Source organism: Salmonella sp. NW38, assembly GCF_051807745.1.
Classification (GTDB): domain Bacteria; phylum Pseudomonadota; class Gammaproteobacteria; order Enterobacterales; family Enterobacteriaceae; genus Salmonella; species Salmonella enterica.
In genome coordinates this window covers 35,581-50,156 of the sequence record NZ_JAMMTO010000009.1, presented here as the reverse complement: position 1 = coordinate 50,156, position 14,576 = coordinate 35,581, and the positions used below count along the sequence as shown (strand labels likewise).

Below are 14,576 nucleotides of genomic sequence, written 5' to 3'. Positions count from 1 at the left end.
TAACAGGGGGCAGTGTGACGGACGATTTTGCAGCAGATGGCCAACTGGCCAAAGCGATAACTGGCTTTAAACCGCGCGAACCACAGCGGCAAATGGCGGTTGCCGTAACACAAGCGATTGAAAATGCGCAGCCTTTGGTTGTTGAAGCCGGCACCGGAACCGGGAAGACCTATGCTTACCTCGCTCCGGCGTTGCGCGCCGGGAAAAAAGTCATTATTTCGACCGGGTCGAAAGCGTTGCAGGATCAACTCTACAGCCGCGATCTGCCGACGGTAGCAAAAGCGTTGGCGTTTACCGGTAAGACGGCCCTGTTGAAAGGACGTTCAAACTACCTCTGCCTGGAGCGTCTGGAACAACAAGCGCTGGCGGGCGGCGATTTACCGGTACAAACGTTAAGCGACGTGATATTGCTGCGCTCCTGGTCAAATCAGACGCGGGATGGCGATATCAGCACCTGCGTCAGCGTGGCAGAAGATTCCCAGGCCTGGCCGCTGGTCACCAGTACCAACGACAACTGCCTTGGCAGCGATTGCCCGCTCTACAAAGAGTGCTTTGTGGTGAAAGCGCGTAAAAAGGCGATGGACGCGGATGTGGTGATTGTAAACCACCACCTTTTTCTTGCGGATATGGTGGTTAAAGAGAGCGGGTTTGGCGAACTTATCCCTCAGGCTGAAGTAATGATCTTCGATGAAGCCCACCAACTGCCTGATATCGCCAGCCAGTATTTCGGACAATCGCTCTCCAGCCGTCAGTTGCTGGATTTAGCAAAAGACATCACCATCGCCTACCGGACGGAACTGAAAGACACTCAACAGTTGCAAAAATGCGCCGATCGCCTTGCCCAGAGCGCCCAGGATTTTCGTCTGCAACTGGGGGAGCCCGGCTACCGGGGAAATTTGCGTGAACTGTTAGCCGACCCACGTATCCAACGGGCATTTTTACTGCTGGATGATACGCTGGAGCTTTGTTACGACGTGGCGAAGCTGTCGCTGGGCCGTTCGGCGCTGCTGGATGCGGCTTTTGAACGCGCCACGCTATACCGTTCACGGCTGAAACGCTTAAAAGAGATCAATCAGCCGGGATACAGCTACTGGTATGAGTGCACCTCGCGCCATTTCACCCTGGCGCTGACGCCGCTCACCGTGGCGGACAAATTCAAAGAAGTGATGGAACAGAAGCCCGGTAGCTGGATTTTTACCTCGGCCACGTTGTCGGTAAATGATGATCTTCACCACTTTACCGCCCGTCTGGGAATTGAACAGGCAGAATCCATGCTACTGCCCAGCCCATTCGACTATACGCGCCAGGCGTTACTCTGCGTACCGCGTAACCTACCGCAAACCAACCAGCCCGGCGCGGCGCGACAGTTGGCGGCTATGCTCAGGCCGATTATCGAAGCCAATAACGGGCGATGTTTTATGCTGTGCACCTCACACGCCATGATGCGCGATCTGGCGGAGCAGTTTCGCGCCACCATGACGCTGCCGGTATTGTTGCAAGGGGAAACCAGTAAAGGCCAACTGTTACAGCAATTTGTTAGCGCCGGCAACGCGCTGCTCGTCGCCACCAGCAGCTTCTGGGAAGGGGTGGACGTGCGCGGCGATACGTTATCGTTGGTGATTATCGACAAATTGCCGTTTACCTCCCCGGACGACCCGCTGTTAAAAGCGCGAATGGAAGACTGTCGTTTGCGCGGCGGCGATCCGTTTGATGAGGTTCAACTGCCCGACGCGGTGATTACGCTGAAGCAGGGCGTAGGGCGGCTGATTCGCGATGCGGACGATCGCGGGGTGTTAGTGATTTGTGATAACCGGCTGGTGATGCGGCCCTATGGCGCCACGTTTCTCGCCAGCCTGCCTCCTGCGCCGCGCACGCGTGATATCGCCCGTGCCGTTCGCTTTCTTGCGATTCCATCCGCCGAGTAATTTGTTACGGAGTATGGTAAGATGCGCGCTATTTTATTGATCTAAGCACGAAACCTCATGCGAATTCTGGCTATCGATACCGCCACAGAGGCCTGTTCTGTCGCCCTGTGGAACAACGGTACTATCAATGCTCACTTTGAGCTTTGTCCACGAGAACACACTCAACGTATCCTGCCCATGGTGCAGGAGATTCTGGCCGCCAGCGGCGCCTCGCTCAATGAGATAGATGCGCTGGCGTTTGGGCGCGGTCCGGGCAGCTTTACTGGCGTGCGTATCGGCATTGGTATTGCGCAAGGGCTGGCGTTAGGGGCAAATCTGCCGATGATCGGTGTTTCGACGCTTGCCACGATGGCGCAGGGCGCGTGGCGTAAAACCGGCGCGACCCGCGTACTCGCCGCGATTGACGCGCGGATGGGCGAAGTGTACTGGGCGGAATACCAGCGTGATGCGCAGGGCGTCTGGCAGGGCGAAGAGACGGAAGCGGTGCTGAAACCGGAACGGGTCGGCGAGCGGTTGAAACAGCTTTCCGGCGAGTGGGCGACCGTAGGAACGGGTTGGTCCGCCTGGCCCGATCTGGCGAAGGAGTGCGGCCTGACGCTTCATGATGGGGAGGTGTCGCTCCCGGCAGCGGAAGATATGTTGCCCATCGCCAGTCAAAAGCTGGCGGCAGGAGAGACCGTTGCCGTGGAACATGCCGAGCCGGTTTATTTGCGTAACGAAGTGGCGTGGAAGAAACTTCCCGGCAAAGAATGACTCTCACTACTATTACCCCCCATACTTTATGCTGTGGGGTGGAATAGAGGTCGAGAAAAAGGAGTCGCATCATGGCGGTTCAAAAACGGTTAATAAAAGGGGCGCTGGCGTGCGCTTTTGCGCTTATGCTGAGCGGTTGCGTGACTATCCCGGATGCCATTAAAGGTTCGAGTCCGACGCCGCAGCAGGATTTGGTGCGGGTGATGAATGCGCCGCAGCTCTATATCGGGCAAGAGGCGCGTTTTGGCGGCAAAGTTGTGGCGGTACAAAATCAGCAGGGAAAAACCCGGCTTGAAATCGCGACCGTACCGCTCGACAGCGGCGCGCGTCCTGTTCTGGGCGAAGCCTCGCGCGGCAGAATTTTTGCCGATGTGAACGGTTTTCTGGACCCGGTGGACTTCCGTGGCCAGTTAGTTACCGTTGTCGGCCCGATAACTGGCACGGTTGACGGTAAAATCGGCAATACGCCGTATAAATTTATGCTGATGCAGGCTACCGGCTATAAACGCTGGCATCTTGTTCAGCAGGTCGTCATGCCTCCACAGCCGATCGATCCGTGGTTTTACGGCGGACGCGCCTGGCCTTATGGCTATGGCGGTTGGGGGTGGTATAACCCTGGACCCGCAGAGGTTCAGACGATAGTAACAGAGTAACTCTTTGTTTTATCAATAAAAGAAACAGCGGCTGGTCCGCTGTTTCTGCATTCATAGAGACATAATAAAAATAAATAGTGACGCGCTTCGCAACCTTTCAGTTGCGTAATTAATAAACTGGTACGCTGAGTTAATATAATGTTAACGACTTGTTTATTAACTGGGGTTGTGATGACGACGAACACTCATTTTAGAGGTGATGCATTGAAGAAGGTTTGGCTTAACCGTTATCCTGCTGATGTTCCGGCGGAGATCAACCCTGACCGTTATCAATCCCTGGTTGAACTGTTTGAACATGCGGCGACGCGCTATGCCGATCAGCCTGCGTTCGTCAATATGGGGGAGGTAATGACCTTCCGCAAATTAGAAGAACGTAGTCGGGCATTTGCGGCTTATTTACAACAAGGGCTGGGACTCAAAAAAGGCGACCGTGTGGCGCTGATGATGCCAAACCTGTTGCAGTATCCCGTCGCGCTATTTGGTATTTTACGCGCCGGCATGATTGTGGTGAACGTTAACCCGCTTTACACGCCGCGCGAACTTGAGCATCAGCTTAACGATAGCGGCGCGGCGGCAATTATTATTGTTTCTAACTTTGCCCATACGCTGGAAAAAGTAGTCGAGAAAACGTCGGTACAGCACGTTATTCTGACGCGGATGGGCGACCAGCTTTCTACCGCCAAAGGTACGGTTGTTAACTTTGTCGTGAAATACATCAAGCGTCTGGTGCCAAAATACCACTTGCCAGATGCGATCTCGTTTCGTAGCGCGCTACAGCATGGCTACCGTATGCAGTATGTCAAACCCGAGGTTGTCGCTGAAGATCTGGCTTTCCTGCAATATACCGGCGGTACGACGGGCGTGGCGAAAGGCGCGATGTTGACCCACCGCAATATGCTGGCGAATCTGGAGCAGGTGAAAGCGACCTATGGGCCGCTGCTGCATCCGGGGAAAGAGCTGGTAGTGACCGCGCTGCCGCTGTATCACATTTTTGCCTTAACCATGAACTGTCTGCTTTTTATCGAGCTGGGTGGGCAAAACCTGCTGATTACCAATCCGCGTGATATCCCCGGCCTGGTCAAGGAGCTGGCGAAATATCCATTTACGGCGATGACTGGCGTTAATACGCTATTCAACGCCCTGCTCAATAATAAAGAGTTTCAACAGCTGGATTTTTCTTCGCTGCATCTGTCAGCCGGCGGCGGGATGCCGGTGCAAAACGTCGTTGCGGAACGTTGGGTAAAGCTGACCGGGCAATACCTGCTGGAAGGCTACGGGCTGACCGAGTGCGCCCCGCTGGTGAGCGTCAACCCGCATGATATTGATTATCACAGCGGCAGTATCGGCCTGCCAGTACCGTCAACAGAAGCCAAACTGGTGGATGACGATGACAATGAAGTCGCGCCGGGTGAGGCCGGAGAGCTTTGCGTGAAAGGCCCGCAGGTTATGCTGGGATACTGGCAGCGTCCTGACGCGACGGATGAAATCATTAAAGATGGCTGGCTGCATACGGGCGATATTGCGGTTATGGATGAAGACGGCTTTCTGCGGATTGTCGATCGTAAGAAAGATATGATTCTGGTTTCTGGTTTCAACGTTTATCCAAACGAAATTGAAGATGTGGTGATGCAGCATTCTGGCGTGCAGGAAGTCGCGGCGGTTGGCGTGCCTTCCGGTAGTAGCGGCGAAGCGGTGAAGCTTTTTGTGGTTAAGAAAGATCCGGCATTGACTGACGATGCGTTGATCACCTTCTGCCGTCGCCATCTGACCGGGTATAAGGTGCCCAAACAGGTAGAGTTTCGCGAGGAATTACCAAAATCTAACGTTGGGAAAATTTTACGACGAGAACTGCGTGACGAAGCCCGTGGCAAAGTAGACAATAAAGCCTGAGCGTTAAGTCAGCTAACGAGAGACGCCGGTTAAGCCGGCGTTTTTTTTGGCGCGAACCAAAGAGAACACGATTTGAATTACCAAATGATTGAAACGGACGATGCGCTGGCGAGCCTGTGTGAAGCTGTCCGCGCATGTCCGGCTATTGCTTTAGATACGGAATTTGTCCGTACCCGCACCTATTACCCGCAGTTAGGATTGATCCAGTTATTTGACGGGGCAAATGTCGCCCTGATCGATCCGCTCGGCATCAGCGACTGGTCGCCGTTAAAAGCGGTGCTGCGCGATACGGGAATCACCAAATTTCTGCACGCGGGTAGCGAAGATCTGGAAGTATTTCTGAATGCGTTTGGCGAACTGCCGGAACCCCTGATTGATACGCAAATTCTGGCGGCGTTTTGCGGGCGTCCGCTGTCGTGGGGGTTTGCGTCGATGGTAGAAGAGTATACGGGCGTGGCGCTGGATAAAAGCGAATCTCGTACCGACTGGTTAGCCCGGCCTTTAAGCGAGCGTCAGTGTGAATACGCGGCGGCGGATGTCTGGTATCTGTTACCGATCGCTAAAAAGCTGATGATTGAAACTGAAGCCGCAGGATGGCTGCCTGCCGCGCTTGATGAATGCCGATTGATGCAGCAGCGTCGTCAGGAGATTCAGGCGCCGGAAGAAGCATGGCGGGATATCACTAATGCCTGGCAACTGCGTACCCGCCAGTTAGCCTGTCTGCAACTTTTAGCTGACTGGCGGCTACGTAAGGCGCGTGAGCGCGATATGGCGGTGAACTTTGTTGTGCGTGAAGAAAACCTGTGGGCGGTCGCGCGTTATATGCCGGGCAGTCTCGGTGAGCTGGATAGCCTGGGGCTTTCCGGCAGCGAGATTCGTTTTCACGGCAAGACGTTGATATCGCTGGTGGCGAAAGCACAGGCATTACCGGAAGAGGCATTGCCGGAACCCCTGTTGAATCTGATGGACATGCCGGGCTATCGCAAAGCGTTTAAGGCCATCAAAGCGCTGGTGGCGGAGGTGAGCGCGTCGCATCACGTCAGCGGCGAGCTACTGGCATCGCGTCGGCAGATTAATCAGTTGCTTAACTGGCACTGGAAATTAAAACCGCAAAATGGGCAACCGGAATTGATTTCCGGCTGGCGCGCCGAACTGATGGCGGAGAAGTTAACTCTTCTGTTGCAGGAGTATCCGCGTTAACGACGGTAATTGCCGGGAAAACGGCCAGTGAAATAAATGTCCGTATTCGGAATAATGTAAAAAAATAAAAAAGGCAGATTCTTCTGCCTTTTTTAATCCAGGAATTTTCCCATAAAAGAGCTTATTTTGACTCTTCGGCTTCCGGCAGCGTTACGTTAAGTTCAAGGATGGAGATATCACCATCTTTTTGCTCAAGCTGGACGGTAACCATTTCCGGATCGATTTGTACGTATTTACAAATGACCTCAAGAATATCTTTACGTAACTGCGGTAAATAATGCGGTTCGGCATCGCTACGGCGACGTTCCGCGACAATGATTTGCAACCGCTCTTTTGCAATATTAGCGGTACTCTTTTTCCGCGAGAGAAAAAAATCCAGTAATGCCATAATTTATCCTCCGAACAGGCGTTTGAGGAAACCTTTCTTCTCTTCTTCAATGAAGCGGAAAGGACGTTCTTCTCCCAACAGACGATCTACGGTATCTGCATAGGCTTTACCCGCATCCGCAGTGGCGTCAAGAATCACCGGTTCGCCCTGGTTCGATGCGCGCAGTACGGATTGATCTTCCGGGATCACCCCGACGAGTTTAATACGCAGAATCTCCAGTACATCTTCCATGCTGAGCATGTCGCCTTTATTGACGCGGCCTGGATTGTAGCGCGTCAACAGAAGATGTTCTTTAATCGGTTCTTCGCCATTTTCTGCGCGACGAGATTTCGATGCCAGAATACCCAGAATACGGTCTGAGTCACGGACAGAAGAGACTTCCGGGTTGGTCGTGATGATCGCTTCATCGGCAAAATAGAGCGCCATCAGCGCCCCGGTTTCGATACCCGCCGGCGAGTCGCAAACGATGAACTCAAAGTCCATCGCTTTCAGTGAGTCCAGTACCTTAGCGACGCCTTCGCGCGTTAGCGCGTCTTTATCCCGGGTCTGCGACGCCGGAAGAATGAAGAGATTTTCAGTACGCTTATCTTTGATCAGCGCCTGATTCAGTGTCGCATCGCCCTGAATGACGTTTACAAAATCGTAAACGACACGACGTTCGCACCCCATAATCAGATCGAGGTTACGCAGTCCGATATCAAAATCAATGACGACAGTTTTCTTTCCCTTCTGGGCCAAACCTGTAGCGATGGCCGCGCTGGAGGTGGTCTTGCCAACGCCCCCTTTACCCGAAGTAACAACAATAATGCGTGCCATAAAAATTCCTTGTTAAAAAGGGATCAATTCAACGGTTGAACTGTCAAAGCGTTGTCTGCTAAACGCAGGCGCGCCGCTTTGCCATAAAATTCTGCCGGGATTTTATCACTCAGCCAGTAAACACCTGCGATAGAGACCAGTTCTGCCGTCAGATGGGTACAAAAAATTTGCGCTTCCCGATCGCCGCTCGCTCCTGCCAGCGCGCGACCTCTCATCATGCCATAGACATGGATATTGCCGTCAGCGATAAGCTCTGCGCCAGCGCTGACGTGACTTGTAACAATCAGATCACATTGTGGAGCATAAATGCGCTGACCGGAACGAACCGGAACATCAATTAATCGCGTTTTTGTGATGGGATTAGCGTTTTGCGGCGGTTCGCTGGGCGTTGCCGGCTCAACGGGCGCAGGCCGAACCGCTTTCTCTTTACCTTCAGTCAGTAAAGGAAGACCCATCCGATCGATTTCTACTTTCAGGCTGGCGTCTTTACAGCCGCTCACGCCGATAATGCGTAAGCCGGTTGAGGTCACGATCTTATGCAGTTCCGGCCAGTTTACCGGGCTTTCAAGACCGCTAACGTTAATAACGACAGGGGCGTGTTTTAAAAACGCAGGAGCCTGCGCTATTTTGTCTTCTAACGCCTGACGAATAACCTCTGGTTCCGCTTCATGCAAATGAACCACTGATAAGGTGAAGCTACTGCCTTTAAGCTCGATTGGCGTGTTTGACATCCTGGCCTTACTCAATTTGCTATTTATCATCTCCGATACGGAGTGATATTCCGAAGTCCAGAAGGCATGTTATAGTCAGTATTATATTGAGGCAAGTCACCATCCCGTTAATTCAGAGTAAAAGTATGTTTTGTGTGATCTATAGAAGTAGCAAGCGCGATCAAACCTATTTGTATGTCGAAAAAAAAGACGATTTTTCGCGGGTGCCTGAAGCATTGATGAAAGGATTCGGTCAGCCGCAGTTAGCGATGATGCTGCCGCTTGATGGACGTAAAAAATTAGTCAATGCTGAGCTCGAAAAAGTAAAACAGGCGTTAAGCGAGCAGGGCTATTATTTACAATTGCCGCCGCCGCCGGAAGATTTGCTGAAACAACATCTTTCTTCGGTGGGACAAAATACGTCGCACGCTGACCGTTAAACGGTATTCGGCGCCGCGCCTGAATTCCATCATGATCTTAGGGGAAAATATGTATCAACATCGTAACTGGCAAGGCGCCTTGCTTGATTACCCGGTAAGTAAAGTGGTCTGCGTGGGCAGTAATTACGCAAATCACATCAAGGAGATGGGCAGCGCGACGCCGGAAGAACCCGTGCTTTTTATCAAGCCGGAAACCGCATTGTGTGATATTCGCCAGCCGCTGGCGATTCCGGCGGATATGGGCGCTGTTCATCATGAAGTTGAGCTTGCTGTGCTGATTGGCGCAACGCTCCGCCAGGCGACCGAAGATCATGTACGTAAAGCGATAGCCGGTTATGGCGTGGCGCTTGATTTAACCCTGCGCGATATTCAAGGGAAAATGAAAAAGGCCGGACAGCCCTGGGAAAAAGCCAAAGGTTTTGATAACGCATGTCCGATTTCAGGCTTCATCCCTGTCGCGGCCTTCTGCGGCGATCCGCAAAATACGGTTATCGGACTTAACGTTAATGGCGAGGTTCGCCAGCAAGGGTCGACCGCGGATATGATTCATCCTATTGTGCCCCTTATCGCCTATATGAGCCGCTATTTTACGCTCAAAGCCGGGGACGTGGTGCTAACCGGCACGCCGGCAGGCGTGGGGCCATTATTAAGCGGCGATGAGCTGGACATTCGTTTTAATGGCGAAACGTTGTCTACCCGCGTTCTGTAAAATCTGCTTGCCGCCTTCAGCGGCGGTAAAACTTGCATCTGCAGGCCAGACTGGTTATAAGGTGCAGCTTTAGTGCAATGGCGGATACTTTAATGAGCGATACACCTTTCTGGCAACGTAAAACCCTGGATGAAATGACCGATGCCGAGTGGGAGTCGCTGTGCGATGGCTGCGGTCAATGCTGCCTGCATAAGCTGATGGATGAAGATACAGATGAAATCTACTTCACCAACGTGGCGTGCAGGCAATTAAATATCAAAACGTGCCAGTGCCGTCATTATGAACGCCGTTTTGAATTTGAACCCGACTGTATCAAACTCACTCGCGAAAACTTGCCAGACTTTGAATGGTTGCCGATGACCTGCGCCTACCGTTTGTTGGCGGAAGGTAAGCCCTTGCCGACGTGGCATCCGCTGCTGACTGGATCGAAAGCCGCTATGCATGGCGAGCGAATTTCTGTCCGTCATATCGCGGTTAAAGAATCTGAAGTACGGGACTGGCAGGATCATATTTTAAATAAACCGTCGTGGGCAGAATAAGTCTTCGGCAAAACGGCTGATTGTTTACAATTCTTTAATTTACGCCGGGCGGCCCCTGAAACTAGGAATTGCGTGCAAATTCCGTCACCTGGCGTTATCACTGCCTTCTATTCTTCCCTGACGCGCCTTGTCGCTGCGCTCGCGCACGTATGGTGGCGACTCTATACTTTCAAAGCAGTATATCGCTGCCTATCCTGAGGAGTTACCCCATGAATAACCAACCGTTGCGCGTTTCAAAGGATCAGCCCAGGAAGCCTGATAAGACACCCGAAGACGAAGGAAAAAATCCAAAGAAAAACCAAAAGTAGTGCTGTAGGGTATCTTTAATAACTATGGTTCGTTGGAGGCTTTATGTCTGAACGTCCTGATTTAGTCGATCCATTACCAGAGGATGAGCCGCTTCCTGGTGAAAATATTCCGGATACACCAGAGGGAGACGATCCTCTCGACCCGGATACCCAGAATGAGGTTGAAGATCCTCGTAGATAGCGTCTTGTGCTATTAACCAACCGCCTGATGCACCGTCTGTGCCAGGCGGTTTTTTGCATCTTCTAAAGCGAAACATCCTGATAATCCTCAGAAAGATAGCCTATAATTTTTTGTACGTTAAAATAGTAGCGCGTCCATGACGACACTGTCTTATTTGCGCTTAGCCGTTTGCGAGTTCAAAGGAGGAAATCAATGAACAGCGAAGAGTTGACACATAAAGCAGAAGAGGAAATCGCGGCACTCATTAGCAAAAAGGTTGCCGAACTACGGAAGAAAACCGGGCAAGAGGTTTCCGAAATAGAGTTCGCGCCGCGAGAAACGATGAAAGGGCTTGAGGGATACCACGTTAAAATTAAACTACTCTAGCGTTTAATTAGCGCCATCAATTACCTGGCTACTGGGCGGGACGCCGCCCAGTGGTGACTGGTTTACCGATGTCAGGCTTTTTTCTGTTGATACATTTCCTCGCCCTGATGGTCTTCCTCTACCCAAAAATGAATGTTGAACCGCGCATCATCGCTCAGCTCTACCCGATGCCAGTATTGCGGCGGACTGGTGGCGAATTGCCCGGCATTAATCACCACTTTCACTTCGGGTTCTGTCGCGGTTTCATTCGCAAAGCCATAGTAGGTCACGGTGCCTTCCATCACGCAGAGTTGTCCGAAAACGCCTGCCGCTGTGTTGTGATGAGAGAGCAGTGCCGCCGGAACATTTTCTTTGGTGAAAAAGGGGGTAGAGCGTTTAACTTTCCAGTTTGCCGGGATGCGTAAGTGGGACATAAGACATCTCCCTGATGTGGTGATTAAAAGATGCATTTAATATACACCTTTTAATCGCTGGCAAACAACGCTTCGGGTAAAAAAAAACGCTCCCGAAGGAGCGTGTGTATCAACGACCGAACAGGTCGCGTTTTTTAGGCTTAAATGCCTGGGCTATGACGACGGCTATCGCCACCACAAGGTAAGCGGCAAAGATCCCCAACAGCCATTGTGGCATCTCCAGCGTTAAAAACGACCACTGGCGTTCGGCGCAATCACCGGATGCCACAAACACCTGCGGCAGCCATTTACCCAACGGCAACCAGTCTGGAAAGCGCGCCATAAAGTCACAGGTCATGAACGGCGAGGGATGCAACTGAATCATCGTATGTTCATACGCCAGTTGTAGACCCCGCCAGGCGCTGTAAATCCAGATAACCATCGCCACGTATCGCAACGGCGTTTTCGGCGCTATAGCGCCGATCAGACCCGCGCCCATCACGCCAAACAGGGCGCAACGTTCGTAAATACATAGCACGCAAGGTTTAAGTAACATGACGTGCTGGAACCACAGCGCCACCATTTCCAGCGCCAGGGCGGTAAACGCCATCAGTAACCATGCGCCCCGACCCCGTGAGCACTGGTTTAAAAATCGCAACATAATAATTTCCCTGCAACATGCGTAGAGACCGCAGTGTAAACCAATTCAATTCGTGCGCCACTAGCGGGAAATGAAATAATGTGTAATTGGATAATTATCAGGCAAAAATCGGAGCCGGGCGGTGTATTGCCCGGCCAAACGTTACGAAAGCGTTGCTAACCATCCTGCCTGAGTCATCCATTCGGTGACCGGCGCAAGAGTGAATTCGACGCACAGTAGCCCTATCAGGGTCAGTACGATAGTGTACGGTAACGCCATCCAGACCATACGGCCATAGGAGAGACGGATTAACGGCGCCAGCGCGGAGGTCAGCAGGAATAAGAATGCCGCCTGACCATTTGGCGTCGCTACCGATGGCAGGTTAGTACCGGTATTGATGGCCACGGCTAACAGCTCAAACTGTTTTAAGCTGATAGCGCCGTTTTCCATTGCCGCCTTCGCTTCGTTGATATAAATGGTGCCGACAAAGACGTTATCTGAGATGGAAGACAACAGGCCGTTAAAGAGATAGAACAGCGTTAGCTGCGCGTGTTCAGAGGCTTGCAAGACAAACTGAATAATCGGCGCGAAAAGATGTTGATCGATAATAACCGCCACAATGGAGAAGAAAACGGTTAACAGCGCAGTAAACGGCAGCGACTCGGTAAACGCTTTGCCGATGGCGTGTTCATCGGTTACACCCGTTAACGCGGTGGCCAGAATAATAACCGACAGACCAATCAGCCCCACCTCCGCGAGATGGAGGGCGAGGGCGGTAACCAGCCAGACGCCAATAATTGCCTGGACTATTAGTTTAATTTTATCCTGGCGGGTGCGCTTCTTACGGCTTTGATCGTCGAATTGCTGCAAGACGTCGCGGACTTTTTCGGGCAACGTTTCGCCATAGCCAAACCAGCGCATTTTCTCGACCAGCATACAGGTTAACAGTCCACATATCAGTACCGGGACGGTGACAGGCGACATCCGTAAAAAGAAGTCGCCGAAATGCCAGCCAGCCGCTTTAGCGATGATCAGGTTTTGCGGCTCCCCGACCATGGTCATGACGCCGCCCAGCGCCGTCCCCACGCCCGCATGCATCATCAGGCTACGCAAGAATCCGCGGAATTGCTCCAGCACCGTTTTGTAATGCGGATCGATATGGCTGTCGTCCAGCATATCGTTCTCTTCGCCGCGCGATGAGGCCACACGATGGTAAATCCCGTAAAAACCGACGGCGACGCTGATCACCACCGCGACGACGGTAAGCGCGTCAAGGAAAGCCGACAAGAATGCGGCGGCGACGCAAAAGGCCAGCGACAGAACCATCTTCGAGCGGATACTGAGTAACAGACGGGTAAAAATAAACAGCAATAACTGCTTCATAAAGTAGATGCCTGCCACCATAAACATCAGCAGCAGCAAGACTTCCAGGTTGGCGGCAACCTCTTCACGTACATGGGCGGCGCTGGTCATGCCGATGATGACGGCTTCAATGGCCAGTAACCCGCCGGGCAGCAGGGGGTAACACTTTAACGCCATCGCCAGGGTGAAGATAAACTCTGCCACCAGCAGCCAACCGGCAATAAAGGGATTAGCTAAGAAAATGAATGGGTTAATAATTAAAAAGACAAGTAGTGCCAGTTTGTACCAGTCGGGCGACTGGCCTAAAAAGTTGCGCCACATGGCGCGACCCCATGAGATCTCCATGAAATTTTTCCTTACCTAGAAAAATGAAATAGCGTTTTTATGTTTAAACACAGAGAGTAGCGAGCGCGACGAATGCAAGCAAGTCCTTAACGATATTGGCAGGCGATATCAGAAATGGTGCCTTGATCCCCTTTTTCTTCATTGCGTCCGCTATCAGGTGTTACGCCCGTCTGGTATGATGAGTGCAACTATGTTTTGCTGTGTAATGGAAATCTCACTATGGTCATTAAGGCGCAGAGCCCGGCGGGTTTCGCGGAAGAGTATATTATTGAAAGTATCTGGAATAACCGCTTTCCTCCTGGCACTATCTTACCGGCAGAACGAGAACTCTCCGAACTGATCGGCGTGACGCGCACGACATTACGCGAGGTGTTACAGCGGTTGGCGCGAGATGGCTGGCTGACCATTCAGCATGGCAAACCGACAAAGGTTAATAATTTTTGGGAAACGTCAGGGCTGAATATCCTTGAAACGCTGGCCCGCCTTGATCATGAAAGCGTTCCGCAACTGATCGACAATTTGTTGTCGGTGCGTACCAATATTTCTACTATCTTTATTCGTACCGCGTTGCGTCAACACCCGGATAAGGCGCAGGAAGTGCTGGCCACAGCCCACGAAGTGGCCGACCATGCCGATGCATTCGCCGATCTGGACTATAACATCTTTCGTGGTCTGGCATTCGCCTCCGGCAATCCTATTTACGGCTTGATCCTGAATGGTATGAAAGGGTTATACACCCGCATTGGTCGCCACTATTTCGCCAATCCGGAAGCGCGCAGTCTGGCACTGGGTTTCTATCATAAATTATCGTCGTTATGCGAGCAGGGTGCGCACGACCAGGTGTATGAAACGGTGCGACGTTACGGGCATGACAGCGGCGAGATTTGGCATCGGATGCAGAAAAATCTGCCCGGCGATTTAGCGATTCAGGGACGATAATCCCGCGATGCCCGGTAAGC

General features: G+C 52.1%; 17 protein-coding genes. 11 read left to right on the top strand and 6 right to left on the bottom strand.

The genetic code is table 11. The features are described 5' to 3' along the window. Positions 1 to 14 precede the first annotated feature (14 nt). The 5 genes from NA624_RS15925 (at position 15) to rnd (ending at position 6,421) form a co-directional block, all read left to right on the top strand. Positions 15 to 1,925 (top strand): ATP-dependent DNA helicase, encoded by a 1,911-nt coding sequence (locus NA624_RS15925; RefSeq protein ID WP_000128801.1) that lies wholly within the window; start codon positions 15 to 17, stop codon positions 1,923 to 1,925. 57 nt (positions 1,926 to 1,982) lie between these two features. Next, on the top strand, positions 1,983 to 2,678 hold the full coding sequence (gene tsaB / locus NA624_RS15920) for a tRNA (adenosine(37)-N6)-threonylcarbamoyltransferase complex dimerization subunit type 1 TsaB (RefSeq protein ID WP_001221014.1): 696 nt from the start codon (positions 1,983 to 1,985) through the stop codon (positions 2,676 to 2,678). 71 nt (positions 2,679 to 2,749) lie between these two features. Then, positions 2,750 to 3,331, top strand: coding sequence for a Slp family lipoprotein (locus NA624_RS15915; protein ID WP_000290594.1), 582 nt, complete (start codon positions 2,750 to 2,752; stop codon positions 3,329 to 3,331). A gap of 204 nt (positions 3,332 to 3,535) precedes the next feature. Then, positions 3,536 to 5,221, top strand: a complete 1,686-nt coding sequence (gene fadD, locus NA624_RS15910; RefSeq protein ID WP_000758418.1) for a long-chain-fatty-acid--CoA ligase FadD — start codon at positions 3,536 to 3,538, stop codon at positions 5,219 to 5,221. Positions 5,222 to 5,293: 72 nt separating this feature from the next. Then, entirely contained in the window at positions 5,294 to 6,421 is a 1,128-nt protein-coding gene (gene rnd / locus NA624_RS15905) for a ribonuclease D (protein WP_001109128.1), read from the top strand. A gap of 121 nt (positions 6,422 to 6,542) precedes the next feature. Here rnd and minE read toward each other — a convergent pair whose 3' ends face one another. The 3 genes from minE to minC are packed head-to-tail and all read right to left on the bottom strand — an operon-like array spanning position 6,543 to position 8,356. Further along, a complete protein-coding gene (minE, locus tag NA624_RS15900) occupies positions 6,543 to 6,809 on the bottom strand; it encodes a cell division topological specificity factor MinE (protein WP_001185666.1) in 267 nt (88 codons plus the stop codon). A gap of 3 nt (positions 6,810 to 6,812) precedes the next feature. Further along, complete coding sequence (gene minD / locus NA624_RS15895) at positions 6,813 to 7,625, bottom strand: septum site-determining protein MinD (protein WP_000101047.1); 813 nt, start codon at positions 7,623 to 7,625, stop codon at positions 6,813 to 6,815. 23 nt (positions 7,626 to 7,648) lie between these two features. Beyond that, complete coding sequence (minC, locus tag NA624_RS15890) at positions 7,649 to 8,356, bottom strand: septum site-determining protein MinC (protein WP_000072527.1); 708 nt, start codon at positions 8,354 to 8,356, stop codon at positions 7,649 to 7,651. A 125-nt stretch (positions 8,357 to 8,481) separates the two neighbouring features. On the opposite strand from minC, the gene NA624_RS15885 reads away from it, so the two are divergent. From NA624_RS15885 to NA624_RS15865, 5 genes are all read left to right on the top strand, one after another. Further along, positions 8,482 to 8,775 carry a YcgL domain-containing protein gene (locus NA624_RS15885; protein WP_001537109.1) on the top strand — a complete coding sequence of 98 codons (294 nt, stop codon included), beginning with the start codon at positions 8,482 to 8,484 and terminating at the stop codon, positions 8,773 to 8,775. 49 nt (positions 8,776 to 8,824) lie between these two features. Continuing rightward, on the top strand, positions 8,825 to 9,484 hold the full coding sequence (locus NA624_RS15880; RefSeq protein ID WP_001519895.1) for a fumarylacetoacetate hydrolase family protein: 660 nt from the start codon (positions 8,825 to 8,827) through the stop codon (positions 9,482 to 9,484). A gap of 92 nt (positions 9,485 to 9,576) precedes the next feature. Then, positions 9,577 to 10,023, top strand: a complete 447-nt coding sequence (locus NA624_RS15875) for a YcgN family cysteine cluster protein (RefSeq protein ID WP_001285703.1) — start codon at positions 9,577 to 9,579, stop codon at positions 10,021 to 10,023. A gap of 351 nt (positions 10,024 to 10,374) precedes the next feature. Next, positions 10,375 to 10,512: a hypothetical protein gene (locus NA624_RS15870; protein ID WP_001519337.1), complete on the top strand. Its 138-nt coding sequence runs from the start codon at positions 10,375 to 10,377 to the stop codon at positions 10,510 to 10,512. 192 nt (positions 10,513 to 10,704) lie between these two features. Then, a complete protein-coding gene (locus NA624_RS15865; RefSeq protein WP_001083582.1) occupies positions 10,705 to 10,878 on the top strand; it encodes a GnsA/GnsB family addiction module toxin in 174 nt (57 codons plus the stop codon). A 71-nt stretch (positions 10,879 to 10,949) separates the two neighbouring features. Here the strand turns inward: NA624_RS15865 and NA624_RS15860 are convergent, their stop codons facing one another. The 3 genes from NA624_RS15860 to nhaB all read right to left on the bottom strand — a co-directional run bounded on the left by NA624_RS15860 (position 10,950) and on the right by nhaB (position 13,617). After that, complete coding sequence (locus NA624_RS15860; protein WP_000018967.1) at positions 10,950 to 11,291, bottom strand: DUF1971 domain-containing protein; 342 nt, start codon at positions 11,289 to 11,291, stop codon at positions 10,950 to 10,952. 109 nt (positions 11,292 to 11,400) lie between these two features. Next, positions 11,401 to 11,931: a disulfide bond formation protein DsbB gene (dsbB, locus tag NA624_RS15855; RefSeq protein WP_000943470.1), complete on the bottom strand. Its 531-nt coding sequence runs from the start codon at positions 11,929 to 11,931 to the stop codon at positions 11,401 to 11,403. A gap of 141 nt (positions 11,932 to 12,072) precedes the next feature. After that, positions 12,073 to 13,617, bottom strand: a complete 1,545-nt coding sequence (gene nhaB / locus NA624_RS15850; protein WP_000406426.1) for a Na(+)/H(+) antiporter NhaB — start codon at positions 13,615 to 13,617, stop codon at positions 12,073 to 12,075. Between the two features lie 219 nt (positions 13,618 to 13,836). On the opposite strand from nhaB, the gene fadR reads away from it, so the two are divergent. Beyond that, positions 13,837 to 14,556 (top strand): fatty acid metabolism transcriptional regulator FadR, encoded by a 720-nt coding sequence (gene fadR / locus NA624_RS15845; RefSeq protein WP_000234826.1) that lies wholly within the window; start codon positions 13,837 to 13,839, stop codon positions 14,554 to 14,556. Positions 14,557 to 14,576 lie beyond the last annotated feature (20 nt).